Origin of the sequence: Pseudarthrobacter sp. C4D7 (assembly GCF_013359725.1) — a bacterium.
Lineage (GTDB): Bacteria > Actinomycetota > Actinomycetes > Actinomycetales > Micrococcaceae > Arthrobacter.
In genome coordinates this window covers 48116-65754 of sequence record NZ_JABFMW010000006.1, presented here as the reverse complement: position 1 = coordinate 65754, position 17639 = coordinate 48116, and the positions used below count along the sequence as shown (strand labels likewise).

The following is a 17639-nucleotide window of genomic DNA, read 5'->3' as shown; positions in this document are numbered from 1 at the left end:
CCCGGCGGCCGGACCGCACCATGTTCAGGGGCGGCCGTTCAGGGGTGTGCGTTGGTGGAAGAATATGCGTCATGGCTAGGGAACGCATCGTCATCGGCCTGAACGGCAGCGACGACGGAGACCTCCTGGTGCACCGGGCGGCCAAACTCCTCGAACGGGCGGGCGGGGGCGACCTGCTGGCCATCCACGTCCGGACGCCCGCCGGTGCCGGGAGCGAGTCACCGCACGCGCTCGAGTCCCAGCGACGCCACGTGGCCGGGCTGGGCGGGAGCTACCACGCGCTGTCGGCAGGCGATGTGTCCGAAGCCCTCCTGGACTATGCCCGGGCATCCCGCGCCACGCACATCCTTGTGGGCCAGAGCCGGCGCAGGTTCGCCATCCTGTCCGGAGGGAGCGTGGAGGCCAAAGTTGTGCGGGGAGCGGGGAAGATCGACGTCCAGGTAGTGCCGCGGCCCGGGGCTGCCAGGACCCGCACCCGCCGGACCGGGTTGGGACGGCGCAGGCTTGCCACCGGCTTTGCGCTCGCCGCCGTGCTTCCGGCCGCGCTGCAATTGCTGCTCGGAGCCTTTGACCACAGCGTCGCCACGGCAGCACTCCTCCAGCTGGCCGGCGCGGTTGCCGTAGCCCTGGTGGGCGGCTTGTGGCCGGCGGTTGCCGGTGCGCTGTGGAGCAGCGTGCTGGTGAACTATTTCTCCACCCCGCCGTTGTACGACCTTGCCATCCGTGACCCGCAGGACATCCTGTCACTCGCCGTTTTCGCCGGCGTGGCCGTGGCGGTGGCAGGGGTGGTGGACCGCTCCGCCCGGCGGTCCAAGGACGCCTCGACGGCCCGGGCCGAGGCGGCCACGCTGGCCGACCTTGCCCTGGCCGCATCCCGCGAAGAGGACAACCTTAAAGGCTTGCTGGCCGAGGCGGTGAGCGTCTTTGGCGCCGCCGGGGCCGCCGTCGTCAGCCGGCGGACCGCTGCCGGCGGCGGGCCGGCGGATGGGGAAACCCCAGCGGACGACGACGGCCCGGGACCGGCGCGCGGCATGTGGCAGGTGATCGCCGCGGCCGGGGATGCCACCGGCTGGTCCGCCATGCCCGGTGCACCGCAAACAACCGTTGAACAGGTGGACGGGGATACGTCCCTGGTGTTGGTTGGACGTGCGGTTCCGCCGTCCGGGCGCCGGCTGCTGGCTGCCTTCGCGGTGCATGTGAAAGCACAGCTAGAGCGCCGCCAACTGGCCGAGACCAGGAATGAAATGCTCCGCCTCGCCGAAGGAAACATCATGCGGACCGCGATCCTCCGGGCTGTCTCCCACGATCTGCGGACGCCCCTGGCCGGCATCAAACTGGCTGCCGGTGGACTCCTGCAGAACGGTGTCTCCTACACCCCGGCGGAGCAGCACGACCTGCTGGAAACCATCGACGCCTGCACGGACCGGCTGGACCTGCTGGTTGGCAACCTCCTGGACATGTCCCGCATTACCGCCCAGTCGGTGGAGCCCCTGCTGGGGCCAGTCCGCTGGGCGGAAGTGGTGGACGCGGCCCTGCGCGGGCTCCCGGACGGGGCCGTCACGGTCACGCTGCCTGCGAATATGCCCCCCGTTGAAGCGGACTCCGGCCTGCTGGAGCGAGTGGTCGCCAACATCCTGGAGAACGCGCTCAAGTACGCTGCCGGAACCCGCGTGGTGGTGGCCGGCGGTCCGGCGGGCAGCGTTTTGGACGGACATCCCTGCGGTGAGCTGCGGATCATCGACCACGGTCCAGGAGTCCCTGCCCGCAAGGTGGTGGACATGTTCCGGCCCTTCCAGCGGCTCGACGACCGGTCGCAGGCCACGGGGATCGGACTTGGCCTGTCCGTGGCCCAAGGCTTCATCCAGTCCATGCGGGGTACGCTCACAGCCACGGAAACCCCGGGCGGCGGGCTGACGATGGTGATCCGGCTGCCCCTGTCCACCGGCGTCCCGGCCAACACCCCGGGCAACGCTACGGGCAACACAGGCAGCACCATTGCCGTGGGGCAGCCATGACGGCCAACCATGCCGGGGCCGGGAGCCCGCACGCCAAGGCGCGCGTCCTGGTGGTCGACGACGACCCCCACCTCCTGAAGGCCCTCCGGATTACGCTTGCGGCGCACGGCTACGTGGTGGACTCTGCGGTCGACGGCGGCTCCGCCCTTGCCGCGGCCTCGCACCATGCGCCGGACCTCCTGGTCCTGGACCTGGGACTGCCGGACATGGACGGGACAGAAGTCCTGCGGAACCTGCGCCGCTGGAGCGCTGCGCCGGTACTGGTCCTCTCGGCCCGCCACGGGTCCCCGGACAAGGTGGGCGCCCTTGATGCCGGGGCCGACGACTACATCACCAAGCCTTTCGGGCTTGACGAACTGCTGGCACGGCTGCGGGCGCTGCTGCGCAGGGTGCCCGGGCCCGAGTCCCGGCCCGTCGTCAGCACTGCCGGGTTCACCGTTGACCTGGTGGCGCGGCAGGTACTGCGGGCCGGACAGCCGGTGCGGCTCACCCCCACCGAGTGGAACATCCTCGAAATCCTGGTCCGCAATCCGTCGCGCCTGGTCTCACAGCAGCAGTTGCTGTCCGACGTCTGGGGGCCGTCGTACCGGAAAGAGGTCAACTACCTGCGCGTCTACATGGCCCAGCTAAGAAGGAAGCTCGAAGATGATCCGGGCAAGCCGCGGCACCTGCTGACCGAAGCCGGGGCCGGGTACCGGTTCGTGCCCTGAGCGGGAGGTGGACACGGGTTCTCCCGCCCTTTCCGGCCGGCACCGGATGGGGCAGGATGTTGAGTGCCAAGTCCCGGCCGGAGCGCTTCCCGGCCCCGTGAAGGAGATCCCGCCATGCCGACAGTCCTCAATCCCTACATCAGCTTCCGCGACAATGCCCGCGACGCCATGAACTTCTACCAGTCCGTCTTCGGCGGACAGCTGGCACTCAGTACTTTTGCCGATTTCCAGGCCAGCGAGGGCCCTGCGGAAGCGGAAAAGATCATGCACGCCATGCTGACCACCACCCAGGGCCTGGTGCTGATGGGTGCCGACACCCCCAACAGCATGGAATACCACCCCGGGTCCGCCATCTCCATCTCGCTCAGCGGCGACGACGAGGTGGAACTCCGGGGTTACTTCGAAAAGTTGAGCGCTGATGGGGGAGCGGTGACGGTTCCCATGGAAAAGGCGCCCTGGGGGGATGTTTTTGGCATGTGCACGGACCGGTTTGGTGTGGCCTGGCTATTCAACGTCAACGCAGGCCAACCCACTCCGGCACCCTGACCTGGGCCGGTCCCCGGCCCTTGAGGCAGGGGCCCGGGGCTGCGAGGATGAACTGGTGATGTCGTCGTTCATGGAGTTCCTCTCCGACAAATGGTGGATGGTGTTTCCATTGATGGCGTTTGCCGGCCGGTGGGCGGGCGGTTGGCGGCGTGCGGCAGAACGCCGGCACCGGCGCCGTGTTGAACTGCTTAAGCTCAAGAACCAGGCCATGGAATCAGGGAAAGCTTCCGCAGCCGACGTGCAGGCGCTGATGGCCACGCATGACGCCACCAACCGCCGGTGGCTGGAGTATGAGCTCGACGTGGCCAAGCTCATCGATTTTCCACTGATGACCGACGTCCGTGAACCGCTCACTGTCGCCTTCCTTCGTGCCAAGCGGGACGCCGACGGCCAGCGCCCCGTCACCCCCGGAGACCTCCAGTCTGCGGCTGGGATGGAGGCCTACCGGCAGGCGGTCAACGCCTATGCCGTGGCCCTCGACGTGGCCGAGCGTGAAGCCCGCCGCATCAGGGACAGCAAGTTCAGCGGACCGGAGCGTGAACGTCTGGCCACCGCCCGGCAGCTGCTGATGCTTGCGGAGAACCACGCCGCCACTCCGGCCGAACGGCAGGCAGCCTACAAACGGGCCCGGCGTGAGCTGGACGGCCTCATTGTCCTCCCTGACGTTGCCCTGGCGGCACTTGAGGGGAAGATCGCCCAGGAACTGGATGCGGGGCGCAGCCCGGCATAGCTCCACCGGGACGGACGGCGCCGGCCACGGGTTCCGGGCGGGAAGACAAGTACTGTCCCGCCCCGTTATTGTCCCGTTCCGCCCCGGCGCCGGGGTGGAATCACGCCCGCCGGACCGGACCGGATGCACTCTTTCCGTGCCCACTCCGTGTTTTGTCCTCATGCCGGGGACGCGTACGATCGATAAGGTTTCCCGCCGGTTGTGCCAGCGCTTCAAGTCATTCCACGCAAACAGCTGGTGAACTATGCTGTCCAAGGCAGCCTGGTACGAGAAACTGCTGAACGTCGACTCTGCAGATTGGGCAACAGGTGGATATCACCTTCATGGTGGCGCTGGTCATCGCACTGGCACTTTTTTTCGACTTCACGAACGGCTTCCACGACACAGCGAATGCCATGGCCACCCCCATCGCAACGGGCGCCATCAAGCCCCGCACCGCGGTGGCCCTGGCGGCGGTCCTCAACCTGGTGGGCGCCTTCCTGTCCACGGAGGTAGCCAAGACAGTATCCGGCGGCATCATCCGCGAAGGTTCCGACGGAGTCCAGATCACGCCGGAGATCATCTTTGCCGGCCTGATGGGCGCTGTCCTGTGGAACATGGTCACGTGGCTGAAGGGACTTCCGTCCAGTTCCTCCCACGCCCTTTTCGGCGGCCTGATCGGCGCGGCAGTTGTTGGAGCGGGATTCAGCTCCGTCAATTTCGAGAGCCTGCTGCAGAAGGTCATCCTTCCGGCGGTCTTCGCCCCCGTGATTGCCGGCCTTGCGGCCTACGTCTGCACCCGCCTGGCCTACGCCCTCACGGCACGGCACGATCCCGAGACCGGCTCGAAGCTCACCCAGAAGCGCGGGGGCTTCCGCACCGGCCAGATCTTCACGTCCAGCCTGGTGGCACTGGCCCACGGAACCAATGACGCCCAGAAGACCATGGGCATTATCACGCTGGTCCTGATTGCCGCCGGCAGCCAGGCGCCCGGCTCAGGTCCCCAGCTCTGGGTCATCACCGCCTGTGCACTGGCCATTGCCATCGGCACCTACGCCGGCGGCTGGCGCATCATCCGCACCATGGGGTCGGGGCTGACCGAGGTCAAGCCCGCACAGGGCTTCGCCGCCGAGACCAGCACCGCGTCCGCCATCCTCGCCTCCTCCCATCTGGGCTTCGCGCTCTCCACCACCCAGGTAGCCTCCGGTTCCGTCATTGGCTCCGGCATGGGACGCCGCGGCACCACCGTCCGCTGGAACATGGTGGGGAAGATCGCGCTCGGCTGGCTCTTCACCCTTCCGGCCGCCGGCATCGTTGGCGCCCTGACCGCCCTGCTGGTGAAGACCGGAGTGGTGGGTGTCCTCATTGCCGCCATCGCCGGCACCGGCGCGGTACTGTTCATGTTCTTCTACTCCCGCAAGTCCTCCGTCAGCCACCAGAACGCCGTCGAGGTCGAGGAAGCCGGCCAGGCCGTCAGGTTCGCCAAGAAGAAGGCCATGGCACGTGCCCGGGCCGAAGCAAAAGCCAAAGCGCAGGCCGCGGCGAAGGCCAATAACCCCAAGGAGAATCAGCGATGAAGTGGTTGGAACTCCTGACCGTTGCAGGCGCCACCCTCGTATCCGCGGCAATCGTGGTGACCCTCTATTCGCTGGGGGTCCGGTTCACAGCCATCGCCGCCGACGCCCAGCAGGCTTCCCCGGGGGTCAAGCGCTCCGTCGCCTACGTGTGCTTCGGGCTGTGTGGCCTGGCCGTGTGCTTCGGGCTCTACCTGATCATCCCCTACTTCTCCAAGTAGCCGCGTCCAAGGTCTAGGCTGGGGCCATGCCGCGCATCCAATACTTTGTGGCCGCGTCCCTTGACGGCTTCATCGCCACGCCCACGGACGATCTTGGCTGGCTGCTGCAGTTCGACGGGTTCGAGGGCGGAGCCGAAAGTTACAACGACTTCATGGCCGGCGTGGGCTGCATCGTCATGGGTGGGGGGACCTACGCCTGGCTGATGGAACACGAACCCGGCGCATGGCCCTATGCGGGGACGCCCTGCTATGTCTTCACGCACCACGAACACCGTGCCCCGGCCGGCGCCGACATCACCTTTGTGCGTGGCGATGTGCGCGAGTTCACCGGGGACTTCCAGCAGGCTGCCGGGGACCGGAACATCTGGGTGGTGGGTGGCGGCGACCTGGCGGCCCAGTTCGCCGACGCCGGCCTGCTGGACGAGATGATCCTCTCCGTCATTCCCGTCGTGCTGGGGGAGGGCAAGCGTCTCCTGCCCATGAAGGGCCCGACGCCGCCACTGGAGTTGGCTGCCTCGCGCACCCTCGGCCGGGGGATCATGGAGTTGCGGTACCTGCTGCACCCCGGAACGGGCCAGCGGCCCTGACGCGTCCGCCTTAGCCGGCGTAGTCCCGGAGCATGTTGGTGATCCGGGCGGTCGAGAGCCGGCGCCCCTGGACGTCGGTCATGACGACCTCGTGGGTGGCCAGTGTCCTGCCCAGGTGCAGGGCGGTGCAGGTGCCCGTCACCAGGCCTGTGGCGATGGAGCGGTGATGTGTGGCGTTCACCTCAATGCCCACCGCGTGGCGTCCCGGTCCCGCGTGCATGCCGGCGGCAAACGAGCCCAGGGTTTCGGCCAACACCACGTGCGCACCGCCGTGCAGGATCCCGGCCACCTGCGTATTACCCTCCACCGGCATGGTGGCAACGGTGCGTTCCGGGCTCATTTCCAGGAAATGGATCCCCATCTTGACCACCAGGGCACCCACTCCGAACGCGCCCAGCCAGTCATGCATATGCTCGGGAATCCCGGCGGCTGCCAGCTCTTCGGCGAAAGCGCCCGGCGTGAAATTGTCTGTCATGGCAACTAGGCTGGCACCTGTGAGTGAAACAACCAAACCGGCCCCTTTCCCGTCCCCGGCCATCGACGAAGAGGCTTCCGCGCAGTCCTCGTCATCCGCCCGCAGGCCTGCCGCCGCAAAGGCTGTCGCCCCTGCCGCCGGTGGAGCTGTTTCAGCTACAGAAGCGCCGGTGGTTCCCATCACCGACCAGCCCCGCCTGCTGGTCCTGGACGGCCACTCGATGGCGTTCCGGGCGTTCTTCGCCCTTCCGGCGGACAAATTCTCCACCGCCAACGGCCAGCACACCAACGCAATCCACGGCTTCACCTCCATGCTGATCAACCTCATCAAGGAGCAGCAGCCCACCCACATTGCTGTGGCATTCGACGTCTCTGACGAATCCACCCACCGGAAGACCGAGTACAGCGAATACAAAGGCGGGCGCAACGAGACCCCCCGCGAGATGAGCGGCCAGATCGACCTCATCGGCAAGGTCATGGAGGCCTGGGGCATCAAGACCATCAAGATGCCCGGCTACGAGGCCGACGACATCCTGGCCACGCTCGCCGCCATGGGCGACAAGGCCGGGTTCGAGGTCCTGCTCGTTTCCGGCGACCGGGATGCGTTCCAGCTCATCACGGACAACGTCTTCGTGCTGTACCCGCGTAAAGGCGTCAGCGACATCCCCCGGATGGATGCTGCCGCCATCGAAGCGAAGTACTTCGTCAGTCCCGGCCGCTACTCCGACCTCGCCGCCCTGGTGGGCGAGACGGCGGACAACCTTCCCGGCGTTCCCGGTGTCGGACCCAAGACGGCGGCCAAGTGGATTAATCTCTACGGCGGCCTCGAAGGCGTCCTGGAACACCTGGACTCCATTGGCGGCAAGGTGGGGGACGCCCTGCGGGAAAACGTTGACGCCGTCAAGCGAAACCGCCGCCTGAACCAGCTCCACACCGACCTTGAGCTTCCCGTCACCCTTGACGACCTCTACCAGCCGCGGCCGGACCAGGCCGCCATCGAAGACCTTTTCGACGAACTGGAGTTCAAGGCCATCCGCGGGCGGCTGTTCGCCCTGTACGGCGATGCCGACACCCCGGCCGCCGAACGGGAAAGCATCGAAACCCCTGCCTACGGCACCCCTGCCAACGCCGCTGAACTGGCCGCCTTCCTGGCTGCCGGCGCCGGGCAGCGGTCCGCCCTCGCCGTAGACCTCGTCCCGGGCCGGATCGGTGAAGACGCCGCCGCCCTGGCCATCGTCCGCGGCGACGCCGCAGCCTATGTCGACCTCGCCGGCCAGGACGAGGAAACCGAAAACGTGCTGGCCGCCTGGCTGCGGAATCCTGAAGCGCCCAAGGTCATCCACGGTTTCAAGGCCGCCCTCAAGGCCCTGGCGGCCCGCGGCCTGGAGCTGGAGGGCGTGGTGGATGACACCTCCATTTCCGGCTACCTCATCCAGCCGGACCGCCGCACTTACGAACTCGCCGAACTCGCCCAGCACCACCTCAACGTGGGAATACCCGCCGCCACGGCGAAAGCGGGGCAGCTGGAGCTGGCCTTCGATGGCGAGGACACCGCCGCTGCTGACGCGCTGGTCCAGGCCGGCGCCGTGGTGCTCGCCCTGAGCCGCTACTTCGAGGACGAACTCAGGGAACGGCGGGCCGAAGAACTGCTCTCCACCCTTGAACTACCCGTCAGCCGGGTGCTGGCGGACATGGAACTGGCCGGTATCGCCATCGACATGGACAAGATGGATGACCAGTTGGCCGACCTCGCGCGCGTGATCGACCAGGCCCAGGAACAGGCGTTTGCGGCCATCGGCCACGAGGTCAACCTGGGCTCGCCCAAGCAGCTGCAGACCGTCCTGTTCGACGAACTCCAGCTCCCCAAGACCAAGAAGATCAAGTCCGGCTACACCACCGATGCCGCGTCCCTGAAAAACCTGCTGGAGAAGACCGGGCACGAGTTCCTGGTGCAGCTCATGGCCCACCGGGAGGCCTCAAAGCTGCGGCAGATGATCGAGTCGCTGAAGAAGTCCGTGGCGGACGACGGACGGATCCACACCACCTACGCCCAGAACGTGGCGGCCACGGGCCGGATCTCCTCCAACAACCCCAACCTGCAGAACATCCCCATCCGCAGTGAGGAAGGCCGCCGGGTCCGCGGCATCTTCGTGGTCAGCGACGGGTACGAGTGCCTGCTCTCGGCCGACTACTCGCAGATCGAGATGCGCATCATGGCGCACCTTTCCGGTGACGCCGGCCTGATCCAGGCCTACAAGGACGGCGAGGACCTGCACCGGTTCGTCGGCTCGAACATCTTCCACGTGCCCACCGACCAGGTCACCAGCGCCATGCGCTCAAAGGTGAAGGCCATGTCCTACGGCCTCGCCTACGGGCTGACGTCCTTTGGCCTGTCCAAGCAACTGGAGATCTCCGTCGACGAAGCACGGACCCTGATGAAGGACTATTTCGACCGCTTCGGTGCCGTCCGCGACTACCTCCGGGGCGTGGTGGACCAGGCCAGGGTGGACGGCTACACCGCCACCATCGAGGGCCGCCGCCGGTACCTGCCCGACCTCACCAGTACCGACCGCCAGCTCCGGGAGAACGCCGAGCGCATCGCGCTCAACAGCCCCATCCAGGGTTCAGCCGCGGACATCATCAAGCGGGCCATGCTCGGCGTCCACGCCGAACTGCAGGCGCAGGGCCTGAAGTCGCGGATGCTGCTCCAGGTCCATGACGAACTGGTCCTTGAGGTCGCCGCGGGTGAACGCGCCGCCGTCGAAAAGCTGGTCACCGAGCAGATGGCAGCCGCCGCGGACCTCAGCGTGCCGCTGGAAGTCCAGATCGGCGTGGGGCCCAGCTGGTACGACGCCGGACACTGACGCCGGCGGGGTCCACGCCCAAACGCAGGACTGTTGTGCTGTTGATGCTGGTCAGGCGCCGGATTCATAACTAGGCTCGGGTAAATGGGTGATCTGAGCAGCAACTATGAAATCCGGCGCTTCCCCGCTGTCTCCAAGGGCAGCAGCGGCTACGCGGAAGCTGAGGCCTGGGCCCGGGCGGTGGCCTTCGGGTTCCATGACACCAGGCGCACCCCGGAGCATGTGGCCCTCTCCATGGCCATGTACCAGGCGGACGGCAGGATCTTCACGGGCGCCTACCAGTCCGGTTCCGTAGCGCAGTCGTCGCTGCCGGCAGAGGTGCCAGTGGCCACTTTCGGGACGTTCCGGAAGACACTGAACATTGGCTTCGGACGGATGCTCGAAACCCAAATGGTCACGGCCGTCACCGTGCGGACCTCCCACCGGCGCCGCGGCCTGCTGCGCCGCATGATGGGCGAGGACCTGCAGGCAGCCAAGGAGGACGGCATCGCCGTTGCGGCCCTGACCGCCTCCGAGGGAAGCATTTACGGCCGCTTCGGCTACGGCGTTGCCAGCATGGAACGCTCCGTCAAAGTGGACACCACCGCCCGCTTCGCCCTGCACCACCAGCCCACGGGGACCGTTGAGGTGGCCGATCCCAAAGTCCTCCTCGAGGTGGCACCCCGGGTCTTTGACCGCGTGCACCGCCACACCCCGGGATCCCTGGGCCGCCAGCAATGGTATTGGGAACTCGCCTCGGGCTCGCTGAGCCGGGAGGGCAAGGAAGACCCGGCCATGAAGACTGCACTGCATTACGGGCCGGACGGTGCCATCGACGGCTACGTCTCCTACAAGTTCCTCGGCTGGGAAACGGAACCGGTCACCGTTGAGGTGGTGGACCTGGTCGCCGCCACCGACCACGCCTACCTGGAACTCTGGCAGTACCTGGCAGCCATCGACCTCGTGGAACGCGTTTCCTGGAATGAGGCGCCGGTGGATGATCCCCTTGCGTGGGCCCTCGCCGATCCGCGCTGCATCGACGCGTCGGACAGCCGGGACATGCTTTGGCTCCGGATCCTGGACGTCGCCGGTGCCCTGGCGGCCCGGCACTACCCGTCGGACGGACGCCTTGTCCTGGAAGTGGGGGACCCGCTCGGCCTCACGGCAGGAACCTTCGCCCTGGAAGCCAGCGGCGGCCAGGCCGCCGTCGAACGCGTTGACGCGGGGGAGGAACCGGACCTGGCCATGGACATCTCCGCGTTGTCCTCGATCTACCTCGGCGGTGTCTCTCCCGTAACCCTGGCCGCCGCGGGCAGGATCTCCGAACAGAGCAAGGGCGCCGCGTTCCGTGCCGGGCAGATGTTCGCGGTGGAACGGGCCACCCACTGCCTCACCCACTTCTAGGCCCGGCCGCCTGCAGGCCGGTGCTGCACGTCCCCGTGCCCCGCCGCTTTGACCCCCATTGCCGGCAGCGACTAGACTAAACGGGCGTGTATTACGTGCACGCGCCCGCAGACCTGCAAAGGGCTGCATTGAAAAGCAATCCACAAATCAGGATGACCCGGGGAATCCAGCGGATTTCCCGAAAATCGCGCCTGCGTTCCATAACGCGGGCGCGCCGGTTTGCCTGACCGACTAACTATCCACAACGGAGCCCCTACTACATGACCATCACCTCCACCGAGAAGCCCGGTACCCCCGTAGTCGCCATTAACGACATCGGTACCGCTGAGGACTTCCTCGCAGCTGTCGACGCCACCATCAAGTACTTCAACGACGGAGACCTCGTCGAAGGTACCGTCGTCAAGGTCGACCGCGATGAAGTCCTGCTCGACATCGGTTACAAGACCGAAGGTGTCATCCCCTCCCGCGAGCTGTCCATCAAGCACGACGTTGATCCCGGGGACGTTGTCTCCGTTGGCGATCAGGTCGAAGCCCTGGTGCTCACCAAGGAAGACAAAGAAGGCCGTCTGATCCTCTCCAAGAAGCGTGCTCAGTACGAGCGTGCCTGGGGCGACATCGAGAAGGTCAAGGAAGAAGACGGTGTCGTCACCGGTACCGTCATCGAGGTTGTCAAGGGTGGTCTTATCCTCGACATCGGCCTGCGCGGCTTCCTGCCCGCATCCCTCGTCGAGATGCGCCGTGTGCGCGACCTTGCTCCGTACATCGGCCAGCAGATCGAAGCCAAGATCATCGAGCTCGACAAGAACCGCAACAACGTGGTCCTGTCCCGCCGTGCATGGCTCGAGCAGACCCAGTCCGAGGTCCGCTCCACGTTCCTCAACAAGCTGGAAAAGGGCCAGGTCCGCCCCGGCGTCGTTTCCTCCATCGTCAACTTCGGTGCCTTCGTGGACCTGGGCGGCGTAGACGGCCTGGTTCACGTTTCCGAGCTGTCCTGGAAGCACATCGACCACCCGTCCGAGGTTGTCGAAGTTGGCCAGGAAGTCACCGTCGAGGTTCTCGAGGTCGACCTGGACCGCGAGCGCGTCTCCCTGTCGCTCAAGGCTACGCAGGAAGATCCGTGGCAGACCTTCGCCCGCACCCACGCCCTGGGCCAGGTTGTTCCGGGCAAGGTCACCAAGCTGGTTCCGTTCGGTGCGTTCGTTCGCGTCGAAGACGGCATCGAAGGCCTGGTCCACATCTCCGAGCTCGCCGTGCGCCACGTTGAGCTGGCTGAGCAGGTTGTCTCCGTTGGCGACGAACTGTTCGTCAAGGTCATCGACATTGACCTGGAACGCCGCCGCATCTCGCTGTCCCTCAAGCAGGCCAACGAGGGCGTCGACGCCGACAGCACCGAATTCGATCCGGCTCTGTACGGCATGGCCGCAGAGTACGACGAAGAGGGCAACTACAAGTACCCCGAGGGCTTCGACCCCGAGTCCAACGAATGGCTCGAGGGCTACGAGAACCAGCGTGCAGCCTGGGAGCAGCAGTACGCTGACGCCCAGACCCGTTGGGAAGCACACAAGAAGCAGGTTGCCCAGCACGCTGCCGACGACGCTGCAGCTGCAACGTCCGGTGACAGCGATTCCGGCACCACCAGCTACTCCTCCGAGCCTGCTGCCACCGATTCCGGTGCCGGCACCCTGGCTTCGGATGAGGCACTTGCTGCCCTCCGTGAGAAGCTGACCGGCAACTAATTGCCCCCGGCCCCGGGTTTCCCGGGCTGACGCAACGGGCCTCCGCGCAAGCGGGGGCCCGTTGTGCTTTAACCGGCAGGCTCCAGGCCGTACGGGACCCGCCTGGTGGCCGGACCTCCCTGTTGACGGGGCTAGAGCTCGACGACGGCGAGGACCGTCCCGTCGTCGTCGTGCGTCAGTGCCGCACCGGCGGAGGTGAGCAGCCGCTGGGCGCCCAGGTTTCCGGCCAGCGTACGTGCCGTGATGCGCAACAGGCCTGCCCGCCGTGCCTCCGCCAGGACCAGGTCCAGGGCGGCGCCGCCGATCCCTTGGGAGCGGAAGCTCCGGCCAAGCCAGATGCCCGTCTCCGCAGAAGGGATCCCGGTCCCGGGGGTGCGTTTGAGCCGGACCGATCCGGCGATCTCGGGGCCCCTGAACACGGCCCAGGATTTTTCGGCCGCGGGCCCGTCCAGCCCCGCGGCTGCAGCGCTGTGGTAGCCGTAGAACCATGCCGTGCGCTCAAGGTTCCAGCCGGGACCGCCCAGCGGTGGGGCCACTTCATCGGGGGAGGCGTCACGCTTGGCCAGCTGGAGCAGCCGGTCAGCCATGGCCTGATCCACGTCTGCCAGGGTCACCTCAGGCGAGCGGCTCATCGATCCATTCCGTTCCATCAGGGGTGAGCCCGGCGGATCCTGCTGTCAGCTGCAACAGGCGTTCGGACGCTGCGGCGATGGTTTCCGCATTGTCCGCCACCGCAATCCGCAGCACCGTGTGCCGGTCCTGGTACTCGGTGCCTGCCATCACCAGACCCGCGGACCGCAGGTCATTCTCCAGCCGTCCCGCCGCGGCGTGCGGTACTGCCGTGGAACAGATCCGCCGCCTGGCGCGCCGGGACAGGGGTGCCAGGTCAAGGGCCGCCGAGACTGATTCCGAATATGCGCGGACCAGGCCTCCCGCGCCGAGCAGGATGCCGCCGAAATAGCGGACGACGACGGCGCTGACGTCGCTGAGGTCGGTCACCCCCGGCGCGGTTTCCCTTTTCAGCAGGGCTTCGAGCATGGGGATGCCGGCGGTCCCGGCGGGTTCGCCGTCGTCGCTGGAACGCTGGACGGTCCGGTCCGGCCCGATGACAAACGCTGAGCAGTGGTGGCGGGCATCGTGGAACTCGCGGCGAAGGCCGGCCACCAGGTCGCGGGCCGCGTCCTCGGTGCCCGCCCTCCTGAGTACCGTGATGAACCTGGAGCGCTTGATCTCAAGTTCATGCCGGAAGTCCCCGCCCGCTGCCAGCGTGGTGTAGGAGGTGGCCCGGCTTTCTTGCTCTTGCATCCGGCCCAGTCTAGTGCCGCCAGGTGGTGCCGCTCCGGCTGGTTCAGCAGGCCAGGCCGGTTCAGTAGGGTGGGGGTGTGCTGAAGATCGGGTTGACGGGCGGGATCGCCTCAGGGAAATCGGTGGTGGCCGCGCGGCTGAAGGAACGCGGCGCCGTGCTGGTGGATGCGGATGCGCTGGCCAGGGAGGTGGTGGAGCCCGGCACCGACGGCCTGGAACACATCGTGGCGGAGTTTGGCGACGGAATGCTCGACGACGGCGGCCGGCTTGACCGTGTGCGCCTCGCCGCTGCGGTGTTCGGGCACCCGGAGCGGCTCGCTGCGCTGAACGCCATCGTCCACCCCCTGGTGCGCGCCCGTGCCGCCGCCATCACGGCGGCAGCATCCGATGACGACGTGGTGGTCCAGGACATCCCCCTGCTGGTGGAGACCGGCCAGGGCGCCGCGTTCCACCTGGTCGTGGTGGTGGATGCGCCCGACGATATCCGCTTGCAGCGCATGGTTGAACACCGTGGCATGACTGTGGAAGCAGCGCAGGCCCGGATGGATGCACAGGCCACGCGTGCGGAACGCCTGGCCGCTGCGGACGCCGTCCTCGACAACGCAGGTACGGTGGCGGATCTCCTGGACCAGGTGGACCGGCTCTGGGATGACCGCCTGGTGCCGTTCGCCCGCAACCTGGCAGCGGGGAAACGCGCACCACGCCCTGGCGGACCGGTCCTGGTACAGCACCGGGCGGATTGGGCGCAGCAGGCGGCCAGGATAGCGGCAAGGCTGGCTGCCGCCGCCCCCGGCCTCATCCTGGCCGTGGACCACGTCGGGTCCACGGCAGTTCCCGGCCTGCCGGCCAAGGACGTCATCGACCTGCAGGTGACGGTGCCGGACCTCGAAACTGCCGCGGAGGCGGCGCCCCTCCTGGCCGCCGCCGGATTCCCCGCGATACGGGATATGGAGGCCGATACCCCAAAGCCCAACGCCCCGGATCCGGCGGCCTGGCTGAAGCGGTTCCACGCCAATGCGGACCCGTGCAGGGCCGTCAACATCCATGTCCGGGTGGCCGGTTCGGCCGGCTGGCGGTACGCCCTGATGTTCCGGGACTGGCTTCGGGACGACCCTTCCGCGCTCCGGCTGTACGCGGCACACAAGGCCGGCCTCGCTGCCCGGCACGCTGGCTCAGGGACCACCGGCTCCTACGCGGAGGCGAAGGAGCCGTGGTTCACGGACGTCGCGTGGCCCCTCATGGCCGCATGGGCGGACGCACACGGGTGGGAGCCGCCGTCGTACGCGTCCTGAATCCGTTCCGGGCCGTGGTGGATGTTCGCCGGTAACGGACGGGGCCGTCCAGTGTCGGTGCCCGGCTGTAAATTAGATTCATGAGCCTTGCGCAGGAGATCAACCGTGTTGTAGCGCCCTTCGAAGTCATCAGCGAGTTCAAACCTGCCGGAGACCAGCCGGCCGCCATCGCGGAGCTGACGGAGCGGATCAACAACGGCGAGAAGGATGTGGTGCTGCTTGGCGCCACCGGTACCGGTAAGAGTGCCACCACCGCCTGGCTTATTGAACAGGTGCAGCGCCCCACCCTGGTGATGGTGCAGAACAAGACCCTTGCCGCCCAGCTGGCCAACGAGTTCCGCGAACTGCTGCCCAACAACGCGGTGGAATATTTCGTTTCCTACTACGACTACTACCAGCCCGAAGCGTACGTGGCCCAGACGGACACCTTCATCGAGAAGGATTCCTCCATTAACGAGGAAGTGGAACGGCTCCGCCACTCCGCCACCAACGCGCTGCTGACCCGCCGCGATGTGATCGTGGTGGCCACGGTGTCCTGCATCTACGGCCTGGGAACCCCCGAGGAATACATTTCCGGCATGGTGACCCTCCGCCGCGGCGCCGAGATGAACCGGGACGACCTCCTCCGCAAGTTCGTCTTCATGCAGTACGCGCGCAACGACATGGACTTTCACCGCGGCACCTTCCGGGTGCGCGGGGACACCGTGGAAATCATTCCGATGTACGAGGAACTGGCCATCAGGATCGAGTTCTTCGGTGATGAGATCGAGAGCATCCAAACCCTCCACCCGCTCACCGGCGAAGTTATCCGCGACGAGGAAGAGATGTACGTCTTCCCGGCCTCGCACTATGTAGCCGGTCCGGAACGGATGGCGCGGGCCATCAAGCGGATCGAGGATGAGCTGGCGGACCGGCTGAAGGTACTGGAGGGCCAGAACAAGCTCGTCGAGGCCCAACGGCTGCGGATGCGCACCACCTACGACCTCGAGATGATGCAGCAGATGGGTTTCTGCAACGGCATCGAGAACTACTCGGCGCACATTGACGGGCGTGAGCCGGGTACTGCACCCCACTGCCTCCTGGACTACTTCCCGGACGACTTCCTGCTGGTGGTGGACGAGTCCCACGTGACCATTCCCCAGATCGGCGCCATGTACGAAGGTGACATGTCCCGCAAGAGGAACCTGGTGGACTTCGGCTTCCGGCTGCCGTCCGCCATGGACAACCGGCCGCTGAAATGGGACGAGTTCCTTGAACGCGTGGGCCAGACCGTCTACCTCTCGGCCACCCCCGGCAAGTATGAGCTGGGCAAGGCAGACGGGTACGTCCAGCAGATCATCCGTCCCACCGGCCTGGTGGATCCCGAGGTGGTGGTCAAGCCCACCAAGGGACAGATCGATGACCTCCTCGGCGAGATCAAGACGCGCGTGGAAAAGAACGAGCGCGTCCTGGTGACTACGCTGACCAAGCGGATGGCGGAGGACCTCACCGACTATCTGCTGGGCCACGGCGTCAAAGTGGAATACCTGCACTCGGACGTGGACACGCTGCGCCGGGTGGAGCTCCTGCGTGAACTGCGGTTGGGATCGTTCGATGTCCTGGTGGGCATCAACCTTCTCCGTGAGGGCCTGGACCTCCCTGAGGTGTCCCTGGTCAGCATCCTGGATGCGGACAAGGAAGGATTCCTGCGCTCGTCCACCTCGCTCATCCAGACCATTGGACGTGCCGCCCGCAACGTCTCCGGCCAGGTGCACATGTACGCGGACCGGATCACCGACTCCATGGCCAACGCCATTGACGAAACCAACCGCCGCCGCGCCATCCAGGTGGCCTACAACAAGGAACACGGCGTCGATCCGCAGCCGCTGCGGAAGAAGATCGCCGACATCACGGACCAGCTGGCCAAGGAAGATGCCGATACCGATGCGCTGCTGGGCAGCTTCGATTACGGCAAGGGCAAGCGCGGCATCACCGGGTCCAACAAGGCCGGCGCCAAGAAGGGCGCGGCGCAGGTCCGATCGGACGGCCTGGCGGCAGCTCCGGCCGAGGACCTGGTGGGCCTGATCGCACAGCTTACCGAACAGATGCATGGCGCGGCGGCCGACCTCCAGTTCGAGGTGGCGGCACGGATCCGTGACGAAGTCAGCGAACTGAAGAAGGAGCTGCGCCAGATGCAGGCGGCAGGTCACGCCTAAGGGCGCTCCCTTCCCGATGTGACGGCCC

The 17639-nt window shown here is 66.7% G+C and carries 15 protein-coding genes; 12 read left to right on the top strand and 3 right to left on the bottom strand.

Annotated features, from left to right (window positions below; all coding sequences use genetic code 11):
• The first annotated feature begins 71 nt into the window (after positions 1 to 71).
• From HNO81_RS06675 to HNO81_RS06645, 7 genes are all read left to right on the top strand, one after another.
• The gene (locus HNO81_RS06675) at positions 72 to 2015 is read left to right on the top strand and encodes a DUF4118 domain-containing protein (RefSeq protein ID WP_254703339.1); all 1944 of its coding nucleotides are present in this window, start codon (positions 72 to 74) and stop codon (positions 2013 to 2015) included.
• Positions 2012 to 2725, top strand: a complete 714-nt coding sequence (locus HNO81_RS06670) for a response regulator (RefSeq protein ID WP_175317355.1) — start codon at positions 2012 to 2014, stop codon at positions 2723 to 2725. The genes HNO81_RS06675 and HNO81_RS06670 overlap by 4 nt, the downstream gene beginning before the upstream one ends.
• A 114-nt stretch (positions 2726 to 2839) precedes the next feature.
• Positions 2840 to 3271, top strand: a complete 432-nt coding sequence (locus HNO81_RS06665; protein ID WP_175317354.1) for a VOC family protein — start codon at positions 2840 to 2842, stop codon at positions 3269 to 3271.
• Positions 3272 to 3329: 58 nt separating this feature from the next.
• Entirely contained in the window at positions 3330 to 4001 is a 672-nt protein-coding gene (locus HNO81_RS06660) for a hypothetical protein (protein WP_254703338.1), read from the top strand.
• 308 nt (positions 4002 to 4309) lie between these two features.
• The gene (locus tag HNO81_RS06655; protein WP_175317353.1) at positions 4310 to 5557 is read left to right on the top strand and encodes an inorganic phosphate transporter; all 1248 of its coding nucleotides are present in this window, start codon (positions 4310 to 4312) and stop codon (positions 5555 to 5557) included.
• The gene (locus HNO81_RS06650; protein ID WP_175317352.1) at positions 5554 to 5775 is read left to right on the top strand and encodes a hypothetical protein; all 222 of its coding nucleotides are present in this window, start codon (positions 5554 to 5556) and stop codon (positions 5773 to 5775) included. Before HNO81_RS06655 ends, HNO81_RS06650 begins: the two co-directional genes overlap by 4 nt.
• Positions 5776 to 5801: 26 nt before the next feature.
• On the top strand, positions 5802 to 6362 hold the full coding sequence (locus HNO81_RS06645) for a dihydrofolate reductase family protein (protein ID WP_175317351.1): 561 nt from the start codon (positions 5802 to 5804) through the stop codon (positions 6360 to 6362).
• Between the two features lie 10 nt (positions 6363 to 6372).
• Here the strand turns inward: HNO81_RS06645 and HNO81_RS06640 are convergent, their stop codons facing one another.
• Positions 6373 to 6837 carry a hotdog fold thioesterase gene (locus HNO81_RS06640; RefSeq protein WP_175317350.1) on the bottom strand — a complete coding sequence of 155 codons (465 nt, stop codon included), beginning with the start codon at positions 6835 to 6837 and terminating at the stop codon, positions 6373 to 6375.
• A 220-nt stretch (positions 6838 to 7057) separates the two neighbouring features.
• On the opposite strand from HNO81_RS06640, the gene polA reads away from it, so the two are divergent.
• From polA to rpsA, 3 genes are all read left to right on the top strand, one after another.
• Positions 7058 to 9700, top strand: coding sequence for a DNA polymerase I (gene polA / locus HNO81_RS06635; protein ID WP_254703348.1), 2643 nt, complete (start codon positions 7058 to 7060; stop codon positions 9698 to 9700).
• An 84-nt stretch (positions 9701 to 9784) separates the two neighbouring features.
• Positions 9785 to 11083 carry a GNAT family N-acetyltransferase gene (locus HNO81_RS06630; protein WP_175317348.1) on the top strand — a complete coding sequence of 433 codons (1299 nt, stop codon included), beginning with the start codon at positions 9785 to 9787 and terminating at the stop codon, positions 11081 to 11083.
• Between the two features lie 260 nt (positions 11084 to 11343).
• A complete protein-coding gene (rpsA, locus tag HNO81_RS06625; protein WP_159632080.1) occupies positions 11344 to 12819 on the top strand; it encodes a 30S ribosomal protein S1 in 1476 nt (491 codons plus the stop codon).
• Positions 12820 to 12950: 131 nt separating this feature from the next.
• Here the strand turns inward: rpsA and HNO81_RS06620 are convergent, their stop codons facing one another.
• Positions 12951 to 13451, bottom strand: a complete 501-nt coding sequence (locus tag HNO81_RS06620; RefSeq protein ID WP_175317347.1) for a GNAT family N-acetyltransferase — start codon at positions 13449 to 13451, stop codon at positions 12951 to 12953.
• Positions 13435 to 14124: a YigZ family protein gene (locus tag HNO81_RS06615; protein ID WP_175317346.1), complete on the bottom strand. Its 690-nt coding sequence runs from the start codon at positions 14122 to 14124 to the stop codon at positions 13435 to 13437. Before HNO81_RS06615 ends, HNO81_RS06620 begins: the two co-directional genes overlap by 17 nt.
• Before the next feature lie 77 nt (positions 14125 to 14201).
• Between HNO81_RS06615 and coaE the strand changes: the two genes are divergently transcribed.
• Positions 14202 to 15416, top strand: a complete 1215-nt coding sequence (coaE, locus tag HNO81_RS06610; RefSeq protein ID WP_175317345.1) for a dephospho-CoA kinase — start codon at positions 14202 to 14204, stop codon at positions 15414 to 15416.
• 80 nt (positions 15417 to 15496) lie between these two features.
• A complete protein-coding gene (gene uvrB / locus HNO81_RS06605) occupies positions 15497 to 17611 on the top strand; it encodes an excinuclease ABC subunit UvrB (protein WP_159632076.1) in 2115 nt (704 codons plus the stop codon).
• Positions 17612 to 17639 lie beyond the last annotated feature (28 nt).

Coding starts and splice junctions, on each gene's coding strand:
- HNO81_RS06675 (WP_254703339.1), top strand. CDS start 72: ATGGCTAGGGAACGCATCGTCATCGGCCTGAACGGCAGCGACGACGGA.
- HNO81_RS06670 (WP_175317355.1), top strand. CDS start 2,012: ATGACGGCCAACCATGCCGGGGCCGGGAGCCCGCACGCCAAGGCGCGC.
- HNO81_RS06665 (WP_175317354.1), top strand. CDS start 2,840: ATGCCGACAGTCCTCAATCCCTACATCAGCTTCCGCGACAATGCCCGC.
- HNO81_RS06660 (WP_254703338.1), top strand. CDS start 3,330: ATGTCGTCGTTCATGGAGTTCCTCTCCGACAAATGGTGGATGGTGTTT.
- HNO81_RS06650 (WP_175317352.1), top strand. CDS start 5,554: ATGAAGTGGTTGGAACTCCTGACCGTTGCAGGCGCCACCCTCGTATCC.
- HNO81_RS06645 (WP_175317351.1), top strand. CDS start 5,802: ATGCCGCGCATCCAATACTTTGTGGCCGCGTCCCTTGACGGCTTCATC.
- HNO81_RS06640 (WP_175317350.1), bottom strand. CDS start 6,837: ATGACAGACAATTTCACGCCGGGCGCTTTCGCCGAAGAGCTGGCAGCC.
- polA (WP_254703348.1), top strand. CDS start 7,058: ATGGCGTTCCGGGCGTTCTTCGCCCTTCCGGCGGACAAATTCTCCACC.
- HNO81_RS06630 (WP_175317348.1), top strand. CDS start 9,785: ATGGGTGATCTGAGCAGCAACTATGAAATCCGGCGCTTCCCCGCTGTC.
- rpsA (WP_159632080.1), top strand. CDS start 11,344: ATGACCATCACCTCCACCGAGAAGCCCGGTACCCCCGTAGTCGCCATT.
- HNO81_RS06620 (WP_175317347.1), bottom strand. CDS start 13,451: ATGAGCCGCTCGCCTGAGGTGACCCTGGCAGACGTGGATCAGGCCATG.
- HNO81_RS06615 (WP_175317346.1), bottom strand. CDS start 14,124: ATGCAAGAGCAAGAAAGCCGGGCCACCTCCTACACCACGCTGGCAGCG.
- uvrB (WP_159632076.1), top strand. CDS start 15,497: ATGAGCCTTGCGCAGGAGATCAACCGTGTTGTAGCGCCCTTCGAAGTC.